This window comes from Herbaspirillum sp. Her3 (assembly GCF_057961275.1).
On record NZ_CM176328.1, the window covers coordinates 2,977,076 to 2,995,667 of the forward strand.

General features: G+C 59.1%; 16 protein-coding genes. 2 read left to right on the forward strand and 14 right to left on the reverse strand.

The window, feature by feature from the left end:
• The first annotated feature begins 21 nt into the window (after positions 1–21).
• On the forward strand, positions 22–1,569 hold the full coding sequence (locus ACVC5H_RS13600) for an IS91-like element ISCR8/ISPps1 family transposase (RefSeq protein WP_008328818.1): 1,548 nt from the start codon (positions 22–24) through the stop codon (positions 1,567–1,569).
• 107 nt (positions 1,570–1,676) lie between these two features.
• Here the strand turns inward: ACVC5H_RS13600 and ACVC5H_RS13605 are convergent, their stop codons facing one another.
• The 14 genes from ACVC5H_RS13605 to ACVC5H_RS13670 all read right to left on the reverse strand — a co-directional run bounded on the left by ACVC5H_RS13605 (position 1,677) and on the right by ACVC5H_RS13670 (position 17,233).
• Positions 1,677–2,723 (reverse strand): DUF2207 domain-containing protein, encoded by a 1,047-nt coding sequence (locus ACVC5H_RS13605; RefSeq protein ID WP_008328817.1) that lies wholly within the window; start codon positions 2,721–2,723, stop codon positions 1,677–1,679.
• 188 nt (positions 2,724–2,911) lie between these two features.
• The gene (locus ACVC5H_RS13610) at positions 2,912–4,189 is read right to left on the reverse strand and encodes a 3-phosphoshikimate 1-carboxyvinyltransferase (RefSeq protein WP_008328816.1); all 1,278 of its coding nucleotides are present in this window, start codon (positions 4,187–4,189) and stop codon (positions 2,912–2,914) included.
• A gap of 74 nt (positions 4,190–4,263) precedes the next feature.
• On the reverse strand, positions 4,264–4,374 hold the full coding sequence (locus tag ACVC5H_RS13615; protein ID WP_202799754.1) for a LemA family protein: 111 nt from the start codon (positions 4,372–4,374) through the stop codon (positions 4,264–4,266).
• 207 nt (positions 4,375–4,581) lie between these two features.
• A complete protein-coding gene (locus ACVC5H_RS13620) occupies positions 4,582–4,920 on the reverse strand; it encodes a copper-binding protein (protein ID WP_034350329.1) in 339 nt (112 codons plus the stop codon).
• A 28-nt stretch (positions 4,921–4,948) separates the two neighbouring features.
• Positions 4,949–8,089, reverse strand: a complete 3,141-nt coding sequence (locus tag ACVC5H_RS13625) for an efflux RND transporter permease subunit (RefSeq protein WP_008328814.1) — start codon at positions 8,087–8,089, stop codon at positions 4,949–4,951.
• Positions 8,086–9,570 (reverse strand): efflux RND transporter periplasmic adaptor subunit, encoded by a 1,485-nt coding sequence (locus tag ACVC5H_RS13630; protein ID WP_008328813.1) that lies wholly within the window; start codon positions 9,568–9,570, stop codon positions 8,086–8,088. The genes ACVC5H_RS13625 and ACVC5H_RS13630 overlap by 4 nt, the downstream gene beginning before the upstream one ends.
• Positions 9,567–10,811 (reverse strand): TolC family protein, encoded by a 1,245-nt coding sequence (locus ACVC5H_RS13635; protein ID WP_034350328.1) that lies wholly within the window; start codon positions 10,809–10,811, stop codon positions 9,567–9,569. Before ACVC5H_RS13635 ends, ACVC5H_RS13630 begins: the two co-directional genes overlap by 4 nt.
• Before the next feature lie 494 nt (positions 10,812–11,305).
• Positions 11,306–12,043 (reverse strand): arsenical resistance protein ArsH, encoded by a 738-nt coding sequence (gene arsH / locus ACVC5H_RS13640; RefSeq protein WP_154134776.1) that lies wholly within the window; start codon positions 12,041–12,043, stop codon positions 11,306–11,308.
• The gene (gene arsC / locus ACVC5H_RS13645) at positions 12,009–12,437 is read right to left on the reverse strand and encodes an arsenate reductase (glutaredoxin) (RefSeq protein WP_008328810.1); all 429 of its coding nucleotides are present in this window, start codon (positions 12,435–12,437) and stop codon (positions 12,009–12,011) included. The genes arsH and arsC overlap by 35 nt, the downstream gene beginning before the upstream one ends.
• Before the next feature lie 9 nt (positions 12,438–12,446).
• Entirely contained in the window at positions 12,447–13,646 is a 1,200-nt protein-coding gene (locus tag ACVC5H_RS13650) for an MFS transporter (protein WP_008328809.1), read from the reverse strand.
• A gap of 1 nt (position 13,647) precedes the next feature.
• Positions 13,648–14,931 (reverse strand): arsenic transporter, encoded by a 1,284-nt coding sequence (locus ACVC5H_RS13655; RefSeq protein ID WP_008328807.1) that lies wholly within the window; start codon positions 14,929–14,931, stop codon positions 13,648–13,650.
• Between the two features lie 64 nt (positions 14,932–14,995).
• Complete coding sequence (locus ACVC5H_RS13660) at positions 14,996–15,505, reverse strand: arsenate reductase ArsC (RefSeq protein WP_008328786.1); 510 nt, start codon at positions 15,503–15,505, stop codon at positions 14,996–14,998.
• A gap of 42 nt (positions 15,506–15,547) precedes the next feature.
• Positions 15,548–15,883 carry an ArsR/SmtB family transcription factor gene (locus ACVC5H_RS13665; protein WP_008328785.1) on the reverse strand — a complete coding sequence of 112 codons (336 nt, stop codon included), beginning with the start codon at positions 15,881–15,883 and terminating at the stop codon, positions 15,548–15,550.
• A 387-nt stretch (positions 15,884–16,270) separates the two neighbouring features.
• Complete coding sequence (locus ACVC5H_RS13670) at positions 16,271–17,233, reverse strand: site-specific integrase (protein WP_008328784.1); 963 nt, start codon at positions 17,231–17,233, stop codon at positions 16,271–16,273.
• A 187-nt stretch (positions 17,234–17,420) separates the two neighbouring features.
• Between ACVC5H_RS13670 and ACVC5H_RS13675 the strand changes: the two genes are divergently transcribed.
• Positions 17,421–18,464, forward strand: a complete 1,044-nt coding sequence (locus ACVC5H_RS13675; RefSeq protein ID WP_489618403.1) for a DNA-binding protein — start codon at positions 17,421–17,423, stop codon at positions 18,462–18,464.
• Positions 18,465–18,592: the final 128 nt, after the last annotated feature.

The following is an 18,592-nucleotide window of genomic DNA, read 5'->3' on the forward strand; positions in this document are numbered from 1 at the left end:
CTGTGCATTTGTACAGTATTCATGTCAGCCACTTCCAAGCCCAAGCTCTACAACCCACGCCACCCCGAACGCACGCTGCTCTACCAAACGGTAGCCGAGCACTACGAGACCTGGCTAGAGTTGGCCAGCGCGGGTCAGTTCGACGGCCAGGGCGACCACCACACCCCCAAGCCCTTCGTGCGCAAAGCGTTTGCCAAGTATCTTGAGTGCGGCATCTTTGCCCATGGCTTTGCCCGCGCTCGCTGCGGCGACTGTGGGCACGACTACTTTGTAGCCTTCTCCTGCAAAGGCCGGGGAGTCTGCCCCTCGTGCACCACCCGGCGCATGGTGGAGACAGCAGCGCACCTGAACGACCACGTTTTCCCCCGCCTGCCGGTGCGCCAGTGGGTGCTGTCGGTTCCCAAGCGGCTTCGTTACTTCATGCAGCGCGACGGAGCGGTGCTGAGCATGGTGCTGCGCATCTTTCTGCGGGTGATCGCACAAACTCTGCAGACCCACAGCCCCGGTGCGGCCCATATGGACAAGGCAGGCCTGCACATCGGTGCCATCGCCTTCATTCACCGATTCGGCTCCAGCCTCAATGAACACGTCCACTTCCACGTTTGTGTGGTGGACGGGGTGTTTGAGGAAGTGGAGGGCGAGGGCGATGCTGATGCGACCCCTCGAATCTCATCGCCGGGTGTCATCTTTCACGCGGCCACCGGCATCGATGCGGCTACCGTGGCCCCAGTGCAGACCACACTGCAAAAACGCATCCTGCGCGCCTTCGTTGCTCGGGGCCTGCTGGAGAACTGTGACGCCAAAGACATGCTGGGCTACAAACACAGCGGCTTCTCGGTGGATGCGGGGGTGTGCATCGAAGCCCACGACCGCGCTGCGCTGGAGCGGCTGCTGCGCTATTGCGCGCGTCCACCGTTTTCCATGGAGCGCCTACGCAAAGAGGGAAGCAAACTGGTGTACCGCTGTGCCAAACAGCGCAGCGAGCCCACCAGTGACAAGCGTGGTGCCAAGGCAGATGAGCTGCACCTCACACCGCTGGAACTGATCGACCGCATCGCCGCGCTGGTGCCACCGCCACGCACCCACCGGCACCGCTACTTTGGTGTGCTGGCACCCAACTCGCCGCTCAGGGCGGCGGTAACGGCGCTGGCTCAGCCTGCTGCGTCGCAACCAGCCACGGTGGAGACTGCACAACCTGGCGCGGGCGTACCTGGGGTGGCGGCGCCGGGCAACGCGGCCACACCCACACCCGAACCTGAAGCACGCCCGAAGCGAGCGGCGCATTACTTGTGGGCGGTGCTGATTGCCCGCATCTACGAGGCATTTCCGCTGCTGTGCCCCATGTGCGGTGGGCAGATGCGCATCATTGCCTTCATCACCCACAGCGCCGAAATCCGCCACATCCTGAACCACATCGGGGTGGAGTCTGCCCCCCCGCACATCACCCCGGCACGCGGGCCACCGCTGTGGGAGGGCTGCGACGCGCCGGTGGATGATGGTGCGCAAGGCGAGCCGGATTGGGATCTGGCAGCTCAACCCGACGAGGTAGACCAGCGCGTCAATTGGTGACCCAGTGAAGCGGCGGTATCCATCGCTGCGGGGAAGCAGCTGCGCGCGCGCCAGGCCCAAATGCATACTGCCTCCCAAGCTCTTGCCATTGAGCGGCAAGCGAGCGCTCAACCTTCCTTGGCCGAACGTGTTTCGAGGCCCAAAACTCGTGCCATACTTGGCCTCATGCGGTTGAATTTCCTATCCGCGATGGAATTTTTCAGGTCTTCCAGAACGACGTAACCTTTGACGGCAAGATCAAGGGCAGACGCGGAAAGCGCCGTCCAGCCGGCGCCCGAAAAGCCCCTATTGTCGACGTAATTGACCAGCGCCGGCGACAACCCTTCCGGCGCATCCCAGCGCGGCACGACCACGCCTTTGGCCGGATCTCGGCCCACCGCGGACCATGCCCGCAGGTAATAGATGAGAACGGCCAGAAGCCCGCCGCCCGAGATCAGGATGGCCATATGATCTCGCAGCCACCAGCTTGTCTCCTGCGAACTCGCGGGCGCGGCAATCGCACCCTTGGGCAGCTTGACGGCAACCGTCATGCCCTCGCCCACCGAAAACGGGCGAGTGGAGGCGAAGAACACCTCGTTGCCTTCGCTGAGAATGCGCGCATCCTTGCCCTTCGCGCCAAGAGGGCCGGTAAAGACGGCGGTATCCGTGGCTTTCACGCCCTGTGGCAGCGTGATGGTAGCGGAAATCTCGCCCATGGGGAATTGCCAGCCATTGCCGGTAACATTCCAGGTCAGCTCGTCATAATCGCTGAAATAACGGATCTGCCGGGCGGTGGTGTAGGTGATCTGGAAGATATGTTCGCCGGTCGGCAGAAAACGGTCGGCGCTGCCGGTATAGATGCGGATGCCGCCATCGATGGTTTCGGTGCGCCAGTTCTCGGGCGCACCATCGCGCTCCACCGAAACGACGCTGAAATCCACCTTGGTGCGGCGGTTATTCGCATCCAGCGCATAAAGCGGAAAATCGCGGAAAATGCCGCGCTTGATGTTCTGGCCTTCGGCGCGGGCGGTGATGCTCTCCGTCACCGTCAGCTTTCCGTCTCGCGCAACCTCGATGACGGAATGATACGAACGGATGAACTCTTCCGCGAAAGCCGGGAAGGCCGCGCCCAGGAAGACGAACAGCGCGAGAAATCTTGCGGCGATGGTCTTCACGGGTGATTTCTCCTTAAGGGAATGGAGCGTTTCCGGTTTCAGAATACAGTCATTGCCGTCATACCGGGCTAGACCCGGTATCCAGCAGCCGCGCGTCTGCGCGGCTTGAAGAGTCTTTCGCGATCAAGGACTTGATCGCACTGGATTCCGGCTCAGGGCCGGAATGACGGAAAACCAATACCGTTCTTCTAATGCTGCGGCTCGGCAGCGGTTTCCTTTTCCGAGTATTCGACGCCCAGCGAGGCGAGCGCCTTCCAGTAACCGGGATAGGTCTTGCCCACGCAGGCCGGATTCTGGATGGCAATGCCGCCGATCTTCAGCGCCGCCAGCGCAAAGCTCATGGCGATACGGTGGTCGGCGAAAGTGTCGATCGAGGCATTCACCGTCTGGCCCGCAAGCGAGGGATCGGAATGCACGATCAAGTCGTCGCCTGCCTCATGCGCCAAACCATCGCGGATTTCGTTGAGGCCGAGTGAGACGGCGCGGATTCGGTCGCATTCCTTGACGCGCAGATTGGCGATGCCGACGAAACGCACCGGTGTTTCGTTGAAGGCAGCGAGAACCGCAATGGTGGGAATGGCATCCTGCATCTGCGAACCGTCGATTTCAGCGGGCAGGTGGGGAAACTGCGCCATGACCTCATGGGCCTTGGCATCCGGCTGGGTGAACTTATCGGCCGGCGTGCCGATATCGATGGCGCCGCCGGTCAAAAGCTCAGCGCCCCAGAGATAGGTGGCGGCGGAGGCATCCGGCTCGATGTGGAAATCGGTTGCCGTGTAACCCGTCGGATGCACGCGCCAGATGGCGTTGCTCACCCGCTCCACCTTCGCACCGAATGCTTCCATGGCCGATGTGGTGAGATCGATATAGCCCTTCGCGCCGATTTCCTCGCCCTTGAGGATGATATCGACAGGCTTGTCGCCGCAGGCGGCGGCCATCAGAAGTGCGGACACATATTGGCTGGAAAGGTTGGCGTCGATCGTGACGCTGCCCTTCGGGAAACCCGTACCCTTGCCGCAGACGGTGACGGGCGGGCAGCCGGTCGGCGCCTCCGCCTCAACGCCGAGGGAGCGCAGGGCTTCCACCAGCGGCATGATCGGGCGTTTGCGCATATGCTCGTCGCCATCGATGATGACGGCGCCATCCACAAGGGCGGCAGCGGCGGTGAGAAAGCGGGTGGCTGTGCCGGCATTGCCGAGGAAAAGCGGCTTTTCCGGCTGATGCAACACACCTGAACTCTCCACCACGAAGGTGGTGGCGTCAGGCTCGGTTACCTTGACACCCATCTCACGCAGCGCTTCTGCCATGTAAAGCGTATCGTCGCTTTTCAGCGCGCCCGTGAGACGGCTTTTGCCCTTGGCGAGCCCGGCCAGCAGAAGTGCACGGTTGGTAATGGATTTGGAACCGGGCGGCTCCACCTTGCCGGAAAGCGGGTGGCCGGGCGGGGTGATGGTCAGTTCGATCATGATCGTCGTCTTGTCAAAGTATGCGGCGCAAAGCCGGGCTATCGGAATATCGGCGGGAATTTGTGAGCCGGTGCTTAGAACTTAACGGTCGGCACGGCGCGGTCGGCCGGGTTGTCGATCTCGAAATAGGGCGCCTTGGCAAAACCGAACTGCCCCGCCACGAGATTGGACGGGAAGCTCTCCACCTTGACGTTAAGATCGCGGGCAGCGCCATTGTAGGGAGCCAGCCGAGATAAAGCAAATGTTCATACATAAGCGAAAAAGTAATTAAGAAATAATCCATTATTCATATTTCGTAGATGATTGGTTGCCATTGCGCGCATATCGATGCCTTGCTCACATCCAACCGTCCGTGTCGCATAGGAAATTTGCAATCACGGACGGTACCCGGCTTATTTAGCTGGACGAATTCCCGTCACGACAGGTGCGGCTCCACTCCCCTTTAAGTCGAATGTGACCTGGTCTCCGACTTTGAGTCCTTGTAGCATTTTCTCATCCGATACTTTGAAGCCCATGGTCATCGCTGGCCAGTTTAGTTCTTTAATGGGTTGATGCGCCAAGGTAACGGTTTTCTGCTTCGGGTCGAGGCTCTTGATGACCCCGGTTCCATGAGAAACCATTTCGCCAACATCAGCCTGGCCCATTTTCATGCCCTGCATATCTGCGGCAAACACGGGCGCAATGCTGCCCAGGGATGCGGTAAAAAGCATGGCGTAAATCACGTTCTTCATGACAACTTCCTTTCACTTTGAAGATAAATTAAGCCGGATTGGCTTTGGGTTGACGACCACGCATCAAGCGATACGCGGCCGGAATGACGAACATCGAAAGCAACGGAGCGGTAATCATGCCGCCGACCATCGGCGCTGCAATCCGGCTCATGACTTCGGAGCCGGCACCGCTTCCCCACAGAATCGGAATCAGCCCCGCCAGGATGACGGCCACGGTCATCGCTTTTGGGCGTACCCTGAGCACGGCACCTTCGCGGATTGCATCCTCCAGTACGGGGACCGAGATAGCGCCTACCTGTTGTTCACGGACAGAGACCGCCTGCTTCAGGTACAGCAGCATGACGACGCCGAATTCAGCGGACACGCCCGCAAGAGCAATGAAACCGACACCGGTGGCAACCGATAGGTTGTAGCCCTGGGCATAGAGAAACCAGATGCCGCCGACCAAAGCAAATGGCAGTGACGCCATGATCAATGCTGCCTCATCGAAGCGTCGGAACGTCAGATAGAGCAGCACGAAGATGATCATCAGCGTCGCCGGCACCACTAGCTTTAAACGTGCATTTGCCCGCTCCAGGTATTCGAATTGCCCCGAGTAAGCAATGCTCAGTCCGGGCGTTAGCTTTACTTTGGAACTGACCGCAGCGCGCAAATCGGCGACCACAGATGACAGATCCCTATCCCGGACATCGACATAGATCCAGCCGCTGGGCCGAGCATTCTCACTTTTGAGCATGGGCGGGCCATCGCTGATCTTCAGCTTGGCGACGGTTCCCAAGGTGATCTGCTGCCCGCTGGCGGTCAGGATCGGCAGATCGCGCAGTCGCTCCAGCGAGTCGCGAGTCTCTCTCGGATAGCGAACGCTGATCGGATAACGTGCCAGTCCCTCAATCGTCTCACCGACATTCTCCCCACCGATGGCCGACGAGACGATGCTCTGGACATCAGCGATATTGAGACCGTAGTTGGCGGCAGTCAGCCGGTCGATATCGACATCCACGTAACGTCCGCCACTGAGACGTTCGGCGAGCGCGGAGCTGACACCTGGCACCTCTTTGGCAACCTGTTCGATTTGTTGCGCCGTCTTGTCGATATCAACCAGGCTAGTGCCTGACACTTTGACGCCAATCGGGCTTTTTATCCCGGTAGCCAGCATGTCTAGCCTGTTACGAATGGGCGGTACCCAGATGTTCGATAGGCCAGGCACTTTGACGACCCGGTCAAGCTCATTCACCAACTTTGCCGGCGTCATGCCGGGGCGCCATTGATCACGCGGCTTGAATTGAATGGTCGTTTCGAACATCTCCAGGGGGGCTGGATCGGTCGCACTCTCAGCACGGCCAGCTTTGCCGAAAACACTGGCGACTTCCGGAACCGTCTTGATCAGGCGATCGGTCTGTTGCAGCAGTTCGGCAGCTTTGGATGCGGACAAGCCTGGCAAGGCTGACGGCATATAGAGTAGATCCCCCTCATCCATCTGCGGCAAGAACTCACCGCCCAAACGGCTGATCGGCCATAAGGTCGTCAACAGCGCAAGCGCCGCAATTGCCAGTGTCGTCCTAGGGCGGCGCAAGACGGCTTCCAGTAACGGCCGATAGCAACGAATCAGCCAGCGATTGAGCGGATTGCTGTTCTCCGAGGGGATCTTCCCGCGGATCATGTAGCCCATCAGGATCGGGATCAGTGTGACGGATAGTCCGGCGGCACCGGCCATTGCATAGGTCTTGGTAAATGCCAATGGCCCGAATAAGCGTCCCTCCTGCGCCTCGAGGGTAAATACCGGGATAAATGACAGCGTAATGATCAGCAAGCAGAAAAACAGCGTTGGTCCGACCTCTGCCGCCGCCTCACCGATGACTCTCCAATGGGTTTCCCCCTGTAAAGGTTGCCCTGGATGTCGATGCTTCCACTCTTCGATATGCTTGTGCGCATTCTCGATCATGACGACGGCGGCATCGACCATAGCACCAATTGCAATGGCGATCCCTCCTAGGGACATGATGTTGGCGTTGACGCCCTGATACCGCATGACGATGAAGGCAATCATGATGCCCAGTGGCAGAGAGACGATGGCCACCAGTGCGGAACGCAGATGCCAGAGAAACAGGCCGCAAACAACCGCAACGACGATGAACTCCTCAAGCAGCTTGTGCGACAGGTTGTCGATGGCGCGATCGATCAACTGGCTGCGGTCGTAGACAGGTACGACCTCAACACCGGTGGGTAGGCTTTTTTTGAGCTCTTCCAGTCGGCTCTTGACGGCCGCAATGGTGTCCCGCGCATTCTTGCCTGAGCGCAGGATGATGACGCCGCCCACCGACTCGCCTTCGCCATTGAGTTCCGCAATGCCGCGGCGCATCTCCGGCCCGAATTGGATGGCCGCTACATCGCCCAGTTTGACGGGTACGCCGTTTTTCCCCGTCGCCAAGGGAATGTTGCGGAAGTCCGCCAGCGTCTTCAAATAGCCGGAAGCCCGCACCATGTACTCGGTTTCCGCCATCTCCAGCACCGAGCCACCGGTTTCTTGGTTGGCCTTTTTGATCGCGTCGACAACCTTGTCTTGCCCGATGCTGTAGGCCGCCAGTTTCACCGGGTCGAGCACTACTTGGTATTGCTTGACCATGCCGCCTACCGTTGCGACTTCGGCGACATTGGGCAGGCTCTTGAGCTCATATTTCAGGAACCAGTCTTGCAGGCTACGTAACTGGGCCAGGTCGTGTTGCCCGCTCCTGTCGACCAGCGCGTACTCATAGATCCAGCCGACGCCGGTAGCGTCCGGCCCCAGTGATGCCTTGGCCGAGGCCGGAAGGCGCCCCTGCACCTGGTTGAGATATTCCAGTACCCGGGAACGTGCCCAATACATATCCGTGCCGTCCTCAAACAAGACATAGACGAAGGAGTCCCCGAAGAACGAGTAGCCCCGCACCGTCTTTGCACCCGGCACCGACAGCATGGTAGTTGCCAGCGGATACGTTACCTGGTTCTCGACGATTTGCGGCGCCTGGCCAGCATAGGTAGTCCGGATGATGACCTGAACATCCGAAAGATCGGGCAACGCGTCCACAGGGGTGGTCTTGAGCGCCCATACCCCCCAGGCCCCCAGAAAAAGCACGCCAAACAAGACCAGGAAGCGGCTGCGAAGCGACCATTTGATGAGTTTTTCGATCATGGCGTGCTCCGATCCAGCTTCTCGATCACATAATTGCCATTTCTCTCTTGGAAACCGAAATGCACGCTATCTCCCGCCTTGAGACGTGTTGCCATCTCAGGCCGCGCCAGTTTGAATGACATTGTCATGGCTCCCCAACCCAGTGTTGGGACCGGACCGTGCGAGAGCGTGATGTCAGTGTCCCGCAGTGATTCGATTTTCCCGGTCGCCTCATTGAGTGACATCTGGGCGCTCTTGGCGTCGGCGCCTGGTGAAGTGTTCAGCCGCGCGAGCACGCCTTTAAGGCTGGCCTCGGAATCGATGAGGAATTGACCGGACGTGACAACTTGTTGGCCTTCAGTGACGCCATCCAGGATGACGCTCTTTCCATCGGATTCTTGGCCAAGCTTCACTTCGACCGGCTGGTAGCGACCATCGCCTGTTGTGACCAGCAGGATATTGCGCGCGCCGGTGCGGATGACCGCTTCAGACGGTACCAGTAGACTTGGTGCTGCCTTGCCGCCTCCTAAGCCGATTTGCGCATACATGCCCGGCTTCAATTTGCCATCGCGATTGGGCAACTCGGCGCGAACCCGGAGGGTACGGCTGTCGGCGTTGCTCTCCGGCAGAACGGCAAGGATCTTGCCTGTGAATTTTTCGCCTGGGTACGCCGCAAAATCCGCTTCCAGCTTACCGCCGACGTTGACTAGTGCGGCTTGCGCCTCAGGAATTGCCGCTTCTAGCCACACGGTATCGAGCCCGTTGATCCTGGCCAAAGGCGCTCCGGCCGATACCGTCATTCCACTCCTGATATCCAAGGTCTGAATCAAGCCCGCAATAGGTGCAGCGATGGTCACTACCGTCTGAGGTCGGCCGCTTTTCTCTACACGGCTAATCAGATCAGCCGGCATTCCGAGCAACTGCAGACGTGCACGGGCGGCCTGGATCAGCGCCAGGTCCTTCGTACCGAGCACCGCCAAAAATTCCGCTTGGGCGCCAGCCCATTCCGGAATGAGCAAGTCCACCAGGGGCCCGCCGCGTTCAATGACGTCGCCAGGAGCACGTGCGTAGACCCGCTCAACAAAGCCGTTGCTTCGGGCCTGGACAATCGCCACCTGGCGATCATTGAGCTGCACGTTGGCGACAGCGCGCACGGTGCTCGAAAAGCTGCCACGCTCGACCTTGGCGGTGCGCATTCCCAGGTTCTGGCTAATCCCAGAGTCAATCTTGACGCCGGCGCCGTCACCTTGCTCATCCGCATATTTCGCGACCAGTTGCATGTCCATGAACGGCGACTTTCCCGGCTTGTCGAAACGCTGATTCGGCATCATCGGGTCGTACCAATACAGTACCTTGCGTTCAACTTGCGTGGCAGGATTCCCTGTCTTGATAGGCATGGCTTCGGCGCCGGCGGCGCGATGGGCCATCCAATATCCACCCATGCCGCTCACCGCGGCAACCGCCGCGATCAGTACGGCGATCTGGTAAGTGCTTTTTTTCATTGTTGATCTTCCCCATAGGCGAAATAGAGTTGGGCGGCGACTGCGGATCTTTGCGCCTCCAAATCGATGATTTTCAGGCGCTGGTCGACGACTTCCCGGCGTGCCGCGAGGACTGTCGTCAAGTCACTTTTGCCTGCGCGATAGCTGGCGTATTGGAGGTCGGTTTTTTGCTGTGCCAGCGGCAAGGCCGTCTGGTTAGCGCGTTCAAGCTGCCGGGTCAAGGATTGGTAGTCGGCCAGATCGCTTTCGAGCTCGTTGGTGTGATCGCGCAGCATGGCCTCGCGGTCTGCATCGATGCGATATAGCTCTTGCTGTTTAGCCGCGATGAGGGGATCCTGCCTTGTCGCGGGGGAAACTGGAATCTCGAACGTGAACTGGACCGACACCATGTTGCCAAAGCGCGGGTCACGTCGCTGATAGGCTAGCTCGACACCCCAATCGGATTTCTTCATCGCCTGCGCTTGGCGCAATTCTGCTTCCGCCTTGTGGCTCTCCGCAGAATAGGCTTCCAGTTCCGGATGCTTGTGCAAGTGATCGCGTAAATGGTCAGCATCGATGCGCAGCTCAGGCAACGCATCGACCAGTGGCTCATCGGCTTCACCACCCACATAGCGGCGGAGGCCGGACTTGGCCTTGACGAGGTCGCGGATCAGTTCATCACGACGGTCAGCCAATTGAGCCGCTTCCTGCTTGGGCATTACGCTATCGGCCACCTGGGTACGGCCAGACGCGATCTGGGCGCGCACGGCATCTACCAGAAGCTGATTCTCTTTGCCCAAATCATCGAACAGCGAGATCTTGCGTTCCAGGAAATAGCGCTTGAGCCAAGCCAAGGCCGTGGCTCGGCGCAGCTTGAGGCGCTCCACTTGCCGCTGTGCTTGCGCAGTTTCGATCGAAGCTTCGGCTACGGCAACGCGGGCCTGGCGCTTGGCCGCATTGGGAAAATCCTGCATGACGCCGATTTTCTGCATCGTCATGGAGTCGGCATTGAGTCGGCCTCGATCCGGCCCGGAGACGGGATAGTTGTCGACTCCGGCAAAGATCTTGGGGTCAGGTAAAGCACCTGCGGGTATCGCCGATGATTGGGCTGCCGCAATTTGAGCCCTGTTGGAGGCCAGGTTGGGAGACTGGCGCTCGGCGATATCGAGCGCAGCGTTAAAAGATAAGGGAGCCGCGTGGGCAAGGCCGGACATCCCTGCCAGCAAAGCAAGCAGGGCCCCGGATATCCTGTGAAAGGACATGATTGTTCACTCCATAGCGTGACTGCGCGAAAAAGCGCGCGAAAGACCACTTGGCGCTCAAGCCAAGCGTGTCAAGAAATCAGCAACGATCAGAGTGAACGAGGGGGACGCCACAATCCGGACAGATCGTGGGAAGGAAGAAACGATTCGGGCAACAGGGAGACCGTTGCGATCAAGGGAAGAACCTGCAGATTAACGTCCGCTGAAGGTGTGGTCGACGGAAACACTTGGCAAATCTTGCAGGCGTCTCCCATCTTGCATGGCGCCGTCGATTTTGATGACTTGTCCCCACTTGACATGCTCATGACGCAAGTTTCGTCCGAGCTGTTTGCGGAGACCGACATCTCCATGGCAGGAGTGACACTACGCATCATTTCGACCATGCGCACAGCCGCCAATCCCTCAAGGGGAATGGCAATGGCTAGCAACACTATCAGAAATGTACGAAGCATTTTCATCGCACAAATTATAGATCATGTCTCGATGAGCTGGGTTTAAATAGATTTCTGGTTCATTCGCTTGCTCAGTTCTAATGCGCTTTCTCGGCGTTCGCTGTATCGGTCGGTCAGGAACGGCGAGACATCACGCGTTAGCAGCGTGAATTTGAACAGTTCTTCCATCACATCGACCACCCGCTCGTAGTAAGGCGATGGCTTCATCCTGCCGGCGTCGTCAAATTCTAGGTACGCTTTGGCCACCGAGGATTGATTGGGAATGGTCAGCATCCGCATCCAGCGCCCCAAAATCCGCATTTGATTCACAGCATTGAAGGACTGCGATCCACCGGACACTTCCATGACGGCCAAGGTCTTGCCCTGTGAAGGACGGATAGCCCCCTGTGTCAACGGAATCCAGTCAATCTGGGCCTTCATGATGCCGGTCATAGCGCCGTGGCGCTCTGGCGAACACCAAACCATACCTTCGGACCAGTTCGCCAGCTCGCGTAGTTCCGCGACCTTAGGATGTGTCTCCGGCTCACTATCCGGCAGCGGCAAGCCGCGGGGATCAAAGATCTTGACCTCGCCGCCCATCGCTTCCAGCAGCCGTGCCGCTTCCATGGTCAGTAATCGGCTGTAAGAGCGTTCACGAACAGATCCGTACAGCAGGAGAAAGCGCGGACGGTGGGTCGATGCGCCAATTTTTGAGAAGTCGCCGATTGCAGGCACCTTGAATTGGCCGGGATCGACGTTGGGCAGATCAGTTACCTGGTGCGACACGTTGGCCCTCCGCATTGATCACGACTTCGCCGTCTTCCTTGGTGAAAGCGCCTTGTTGCGGGTTCGGGAGGATGTCCAATACCAACTCGGACGGACGGCACAGCCTGGTTCCCTTGGTCGTCACGACGAACGGCCTGTTGATCAGGATGGGATTTGCCAGCATTGCATCCAGTAGTTGATCGTCGGTCAAGGTGACGTCATCCAGGCCCAGCTCAGCGTAAGGCGTGCCTTTCTGGCGAATGGCCTCGCGAACCGTCAGACCGGCATCCTGAATCATCTTGACCAGCTGCTCACGGCTGGGTGGATGCTGCAGGTACTCAATCACTGTCGGCTCTTCGCCGCTGTTGCGGATCATGGCCAGGGTGTTGCGGGAGGTCCCGCATGCAGGGTTGTGATAGATGATCGTCATGATGAGGTCCTATTGTGAAATCGGCTCTGATTGCGGGCGAATCGCCGCCGTAGCGAAAAAGAAGAGAATTGCTCCCGTCGCCGCTATGGCAACCAGGGCAGCTATGGCACCGGGATAGCCGCCCCCGACGCTATAGAGGAGCGATGCGACGAACGGACCGGCTGCGAAAGCGATCGTGACCGGAGTTGCCATCGCGCCGCTGATGGCGCCGTAGGCCTCACGGCCATACAACTCAGCTGGCAGCGTCCCGCGAACGATGGTCATGACGCCGTTGCCCATGCCGTACAGGATGGCAAACAGTCCGTAGAGCACCAGCCAGTCAGCTGGGGCATAGAGCAGAAGCAAAGCTACTGGCAGCAAGGAAATGGCAAACTGGCCCGTCTGCCTGGTGCTGGCCTTCTTCCCGATCGTGGTCTCCAGGATTCGGCCCAACACCTGCATGGGGCCAATCATCGCTCCGATTGCGGCGGCATAGTACGGCGTCATTCCGCGATCATGCAAAATCGACATCAAGTGCAACGACATTGCCGAGAACACCAGGGCGTTCAAGGTCACGGCCGTCGTCACTGCATAAAAACTCGGTTGCCGTAGCACAGCCCTCAGGTCCCAATCCTTATTGGCGGCGGCCTTGGTCTTCTGAATAGACCTGGCTGCTGGAAGCAGCATATGAACCGGCAGGCAGATCACCAGGTTGGCCACCGCGTAAATCTGCCACGTCGTCCGCCAGCCATACTGCTCCAGCAACCATTGGGTCAGCGGCCAGGCGACGGTACTGGCAAAGCCACCAAAAAGCGTCAACATCGTGATGGCGCGGCGGAAATCTGCTTGGAAGACCTGGGTCAACACGGCGAACGCCGGCTGGTATAGCGTCGCGCTCATGGCCAGCCCGATTACCGCCCAGATGAGATAAAGCCCCTGCGCATCGTGAACGAACGACATGGCCGCCAGCATCAAGGCGGCCAATACGGTTCCGGCGCCCATCAGCAGCCGGCCACCGATGCGGTCAATGATGCTGCCGGCCAGCGTGGACATTAGCCCCGAAATGAGCAGCGCAAGGGAATAAGCTCCGACCACGACTGGCTTGGAGAGCTGCAGCTCAGTCTGCATCGGCTGCATCAAGATCCCGTAGGCATAGAACATCGAGCCCCAGCCGACAATCTGGGTCAGCCCAAGTGATGGAATCAGCCAGGTCGATTTACGGGCATCCACTTCAGCTTCCCAGTCTCAGCGCCAAGGCGGACAGCGTCACCAGCAGGACGGGCAGCGTCAGCATTGCGCCCACCCGGAAGTAATAGCGCCATGAGATGTGGATGCTCTTCTTGTCCAGCACATGCAACCAGAGCAAGGTCGCCAGGCTACCGATGGGGGTGATCTTGGGGCCAAGGTCGCTGCCAATGACATTGGCGTAGACCATTGCTTCCTTCACCGCGCCTTCGGCTGTGGTGGCGTCGATCGACAGTGCGCCCACCAGCACCGTCGGCATGTTGTTCATGATGGACGACAGGAAAGCCGTCAAGAAGCCGGTACCGAGGGCAGCGCCCCAGACGCCGTGCTCTGCAAAGCCGTTCAGCGCGCTTGTCAGGTAGTCCGTCAGGCCCGCATTGCGCAGCCCATACACCACCAGGTACATCCCCAGCGAGAAGAACACGACCTGCCAGGGCGCGCCCTTGATGACCTCGCGCGTAGAAATGACATGGCCTTTGCCTGCAACTGCCAGGAGGATCAGTGCACCAACCGCCGCCACGGCGCTGATGGGCACACCGAGGCCTTCCAGCCAGAAGAAACCCACCAGCAGCAGCGCAAGCACCCACCAGCCGGCGACGAACGTTGCTCGATCATGGATGGCCGCGACGGGATCCGGAACCTGGGTCAGGTCATAGTTTGCGGGGATATCTCGACGGAAGTAGAGAAAGAGCACGATGAGCGTCGCCACGACTGACACGATGTCGACGGGGATCATGACCGAGGCATATTCCGCGAATCCGATCTTGAAGAAGTCCGCCGAGACAATATTCACCAAGTTGGATACCACCAGTGGCAGACTGGCCGTGTCGGCGATGAAGCCGGCTGCCATGACAAAGGCCAGCGTCGCCTGGGGCGAGAATCGCAGCGCCAGCAGCATGGCGATGACGATCGGCGTCAGGATCAGCGCGGCGCCATCGTTGGCGAACAGGGCAGATACGGCTGCGCCCAACAGGATCAGCAGTACGAACAGCATGCGGCCGCGACCACCACCCCACCGGGCTACGTGCAAAGCTGCCCACTCGAAGAAGCCGGCCTTGTCCAGTAGCAGGCTGATGATAATGATGGCGATGAAGGTACCCGTGGCGTTCCAGACGATGTGCCAGACAACCGGGATGTCCGAAAGATGAATGACGCCGGCAGCCAAAGCCACGGCCGCGCCAGCGCACGCACTCCAGCCAATGCCGAGCCCCTTGGGCTGCCAGATCACAAAAATCAGGGTGAGCAGGAAGATGACAAAAGCGGCCAGCACTTTCTTTCCTTGGTCGAAGAAGATGAATCAGGAGCCGAGAGCCATCGGGCTCTCGCCGTGAGGTTTAAACCGGGGTGGCGCCGATAGCGTCCATCTCACGCTTGATCGAGGTCTTTTCGAGCGTGTGGAACGGCAGGCTGGCGAAGATGTTCACGCGGGTCATGATCTGGCGGGCAACCTTCGAGAATACGGCGCGCTTTTGCTCGTCGGTGCCGGTAGCAGCCGCTGGATCTTCGAATCCCCAGTGGGCCGAGATCGGTTGTCCTGGCCAGATCGGACATACTTCGCCGGCGGCGTTGTCGCAAACCGTGATGATGAAGTCCATCTTTGGGGCATCCGGTGCCGCAAACTCGTCCCAGCTCTTGCTGCGCAGGTCATTCAGCGGATAACCAGTCGCGTGGATCTGTTCTAACGCCAGCGGATTGACGGCGCCGGCCGGATGACTGCCTGCGCTGTAGGCATTGAAACGGCCTTTGCCCATGGTGTTGAGCAGTGCTTCGGCCATGATGCTGCGGGCCGAATTACCGGTGCAGAGGAAAAGAACGTTGTAGGTCTTCTGTTGGCTAGTGGACATGGTGACTCCTTGGCGTGAAGGCCTGGCGGTTCCAGGCATTGATTATTCGGCAGTAGCGGTTGGCTCGCAGCATGCCGTCACCGGCGAGCACACGTTGCCACCGCAGCAGTTCTCGGTGAGGAACCCCAGAACATCGTTCATGACGGTGTAGTTGGCGGCATAGATGACGAAGCGCCCCTCCTGGTGCGAAGTCACCAGACCGGCATGCGAGAGTTCTTTCATGTGGAAAGACAGGGATGAGGGAGCAATGTCCAAGGCTTCCCCTATTTTGCTGGCAGCACTGCCCTCTGGCCCGACCTGAACGAGAAAGCGGAAGATGGCCAGGCGAGAGTCCTGTGCCAAAGCAGCCAGTGCGGCAATAACGGTCTTGGTTTCCATCACAGCTCCAATCAATCCAATGATTCAATTATTATTGAATTATTAGATTAAAACAAGAGCGTGTTGGATTTTGGTAGAAGTGGACCGCTATCGGTCAATAACGGACTTCTGACGTTTCGTTCTGCCCAGGTAGTAGAACGTGAGGGTCGACCGACACGGCAAAACAAGATGCCCAAGATGCTTTAAAAGCGGAATTAAAGGCACTGCTCACTACAAAGGGGGGGAATAGCTTCGCCAGGCTATATTTCCTCGATCCAGATAGAGCTGGAGTGCCCAACACCATCTCTACTGCGTCCATGTACCGGAGCTTATTCAATTTCTTGCGCTGAATCCCCCCGCCATGGGCCTGACAAAAAATCATCGTCGGCTAGAAAGGCAATGCTCAACTCAGGATTGCTCCAGCAGAGGAGGCGTCTTGGGAATGAGACGCTCCAACATTTCTCGGTGATATGGATCCGGCGAATCTACATATCGCGAAGCCGAACTGACGTTTTTCCATCCCACGTACTCCATCAGCGCCCGCATCTCCCATCCATTAGCGCTGGCCCAACTGGCAAAGCCTCGGCGCAATGAGTGCGAACTATAAAGGTGGACGTCCGTAACCCCAGCGGTCTTTAAGATCCGGCGAAACAACGGAATGATGCTGGCCGCGTTGACGGCACCTTCGCTAATCGTGCCCCAGCGGTCAATGCCCCTGATAACGCCGCCCGATTTCAGACCGCTGATAGCCAACCAGTCTAGGTAGGCTGCCACCGGGCATAGCTTCGATAACGCGGGCGTTTTGTAGGTGGTGCCTTTGAGGCTTCGGTCGGTCTTCGTGCGTGGCAAATAAATCGTCATGCCTTCGCCGGCAACGGCCTCGATGCGATCAATTTCCAGCCTGGCCAGCTCGTCGCTGCGAAATCCGCGCCAAAATCCAATGAGCAGCAGCGCCTTATCGCGGGTGTGACGGAGCAGATCGCCGAAGCGCCCCTGGTGCCGTGCCTGCTCGCGCTGCTGTTCGAGCCAGGCGCAGGTCTGCTCAAGCGCATCAAGCTGCAGCGGCTTGGCCCGCTTTTCTTGCGCGGGATGCAGTTCCTGGATGCCGCGCAGCATCTTGCGCACCACAGGTGCCTTGGTCGGGTCCGGAAAACCTTGGTCGACGTGCCATTGACCCAGTGCAGAGATGCGTTGTTTCAGGGTGTTGTGCGCCAATACGCCCGCATAGGCGGCCAGGTACCGCACGATGCTATCGGCGGTGGCCGGCAGGAAGCCGCCCCATTCAGCCTCGAAATGGTTCACTGCGGCGCGGTAGCTTTTTCGGGTGTTGTCCCGGGTGGCGGCCCGCAAGTAGTCATCAATCTGGATCATGGCGCTTGAATCTTAAAAAGGCGGCATTACAGGTGGATGGAGTCGGATGACGTCGATTTTAGCCCATCAGGATACATAACTATCCAATATCTCATGTGATATTTTTATATTTTACAGCCTTTATCTCTTTATATTTATTATGTAATTACGTATTATGTAATACATCATCAAATAACGGACTTGGACCATGGCACGCACCGGTCTCTACAAATCGGAAGTGAAGAAAGCCCGCGACAGCCTGCTGGCATTGGGCCGCCATCCGTCGGTGGATGCCGTGCGGGTGGAGCTGGGCAACACCGGTTCCAAGACGACGATCCACAAATACCTGAAGGAACTGGAAGAAGAGGAGGGCGGCCGGGACGGTGCCCGCAGCATCAGCGACGCCTTGCAAGACCTTGTTGCGCGCCTTGCCGAACAGCTGCAGGCCGAAGCGGACGGCAAGGTCAATGCCGCCCGCACCGAAGCCGAGGCCGTCACTGCGCGCATGTCCAAGGAGCTGGAAGCGCTGCGCACGGCCCATGCCGAACTGAACCTGCGCCTGGATCATACGCAAAAGGCCTTGATCGCCGAACGCGCCGCGCATGAAAGAACCCAGGAGGAACGGCAGGAGCACGCCGCCACCGTCCGCACGCTGGAGGTTCGTCTGACCGCCCTGCAGGACCGCCTGGAAGAGAACGAACAACATCGCCAATCCCTGGAAGAAAAGCACCAGCACGCACGCCAGGCGCTGGAACACTACCGCAGCGCCGCCAAGGAGCAGCGCGACCAGGACCAGCGGCGCCATGAGCAGCAAATGCAGGCCCTGCAGGCTGAACTGCGCCAGTTGCGGCAGGACGCGGTGGTGCGGCAGGAGGACATCACTCGCCTCAACCAGGAGGGCGTGCGCCTGATCGCCGAGTTGACGCATGCGCGCCAGGCACTGGCCGAGCAGCAGACGCTGGCGACCCGCCGGGATCAGCAGCTGGAATCACTGCAAGCGGCGGCCTCCGCCAAACTCGTGCTCGAAGCGCAGCTGGCCGCCCGGGATGAAGCCTTGACGCAGTTGCAGTGCCGCCTGGCCGAGGCCGGACAAGACGCCGCCAGCGCGCGCCAGCAATGGCAGCAGGGCGAACGCGAACTGGCCGCAGTGCGCGCCAGGCTGGAGACACACGAAGCGCTCTTGCGAGAATGGCGTCACCACAGGGCCGCCGAAAACGAGAAAAAAGAAGAAAAAGCAGACCGGAAAGAGTAGGGCGCTTTAGAAGCCTGACGCCAGGACGGGGCGCTCGGCGCCGCTCATGCCACAGCGGATCTCCAACCAACATGCAGGGCATCTGCAACTGCCCTGGCAAAAGTGCCATATGAAGGTTTGGGTCGCGG

What these genes read in the sequence shown, in the direction of transcription:
- ACVC5H_RS13600 (WP_008328818.1), top strand. Translation starts at nt 22, where the DNA reads ATGTCAGCCACTTCCAAGCCCAAGCTCTACAACCCACGCCACCCCGAA.
- ACVC5H_RS13610 (WP_008328816.1), bottom strand. Translation starts at nt 4,189, where the DNA reads ATGATCGAACTGACCATCACCCCGCCCGGCCACCCGCTTTCCGGCAAG.
- ACVC5H_RS13620 (WP_034350329.1), bottom strand. Translation starts at nt 4,920, where the DNA reads ATGAAGAACGTGATTTACGCCATGCTTTTTACCGCATCCCTGGGCAGC.
- ACVC5H_RS13625 (WP_008328814.1), bottom strand. Translation starts at nt 8,089, where the DNA reads ATGATCGAAAAACTCATCAAATGGTCGCTTCGCAGCCGCTTCCTGGTC.
- ACVC5H_RS13630 (WP_008328813.1), bottom strand. Translation starts at nt 9,570, where the DNA reads ATGAAAAAAAGCACTTACCAGATCGCCGTACTGATCGCGGCGGTTGCC.
- ACVC5H_RS13635 (WP_034350328.1), bottom strand. Translation starts at nt 10,811, where the DNA reads ATGTCCTTTCACAGGATATCCGGGGCCCTGCTTGCTTTGCTGGCAGGG.
- arsH (WP_154134776.1), bottom strand. Translation starts at nt 12,043, where the DNA reads ATGCGGAGGGCCAACGTGTCGCACCAGGTAACTGATCTGCCCAACGTC.
- arsC (WP_008328810.1), bottom strand. Translation starts at nt 12,437, where the DNA reads ATGACGATCATCTATCACAACCCTGCATGCGGGACCTCCCGCAACACC.
- ACVC5H_RS13660 (WP_008328786.1), bottom strand. Translation starts at nt 15,505, where the DNA reads ATGTCCACTAGCCAACAGAAGACCTACAACGTTCTTTTCCTCTGCACC.
- ACVC5H_RS13665 (WP_008328785.1), bottom strand. Translation starts at nt 15,883, where the DNA reads ATGGAAACCAAGACCGTTATTGCCGCACTGGCTGCTTTGGCACAGGAC.
- ACVC5H_RS13670 (WP_008328784.1), bottom strand. Translation starts at nt 17,233, where the DNA reads ATGATCCAGATTGATGACTACTTGCGGGCCGCCACCCGGGACAACACC.
- ACVC5H_RS13675 (WP_489618403.1), top strand. Translation starts at nt 17,421, where the DNA reads ATGGCACGCACCGGTCTCTACAAATCGGAAGTGAAGAAAGCCCGCGAC.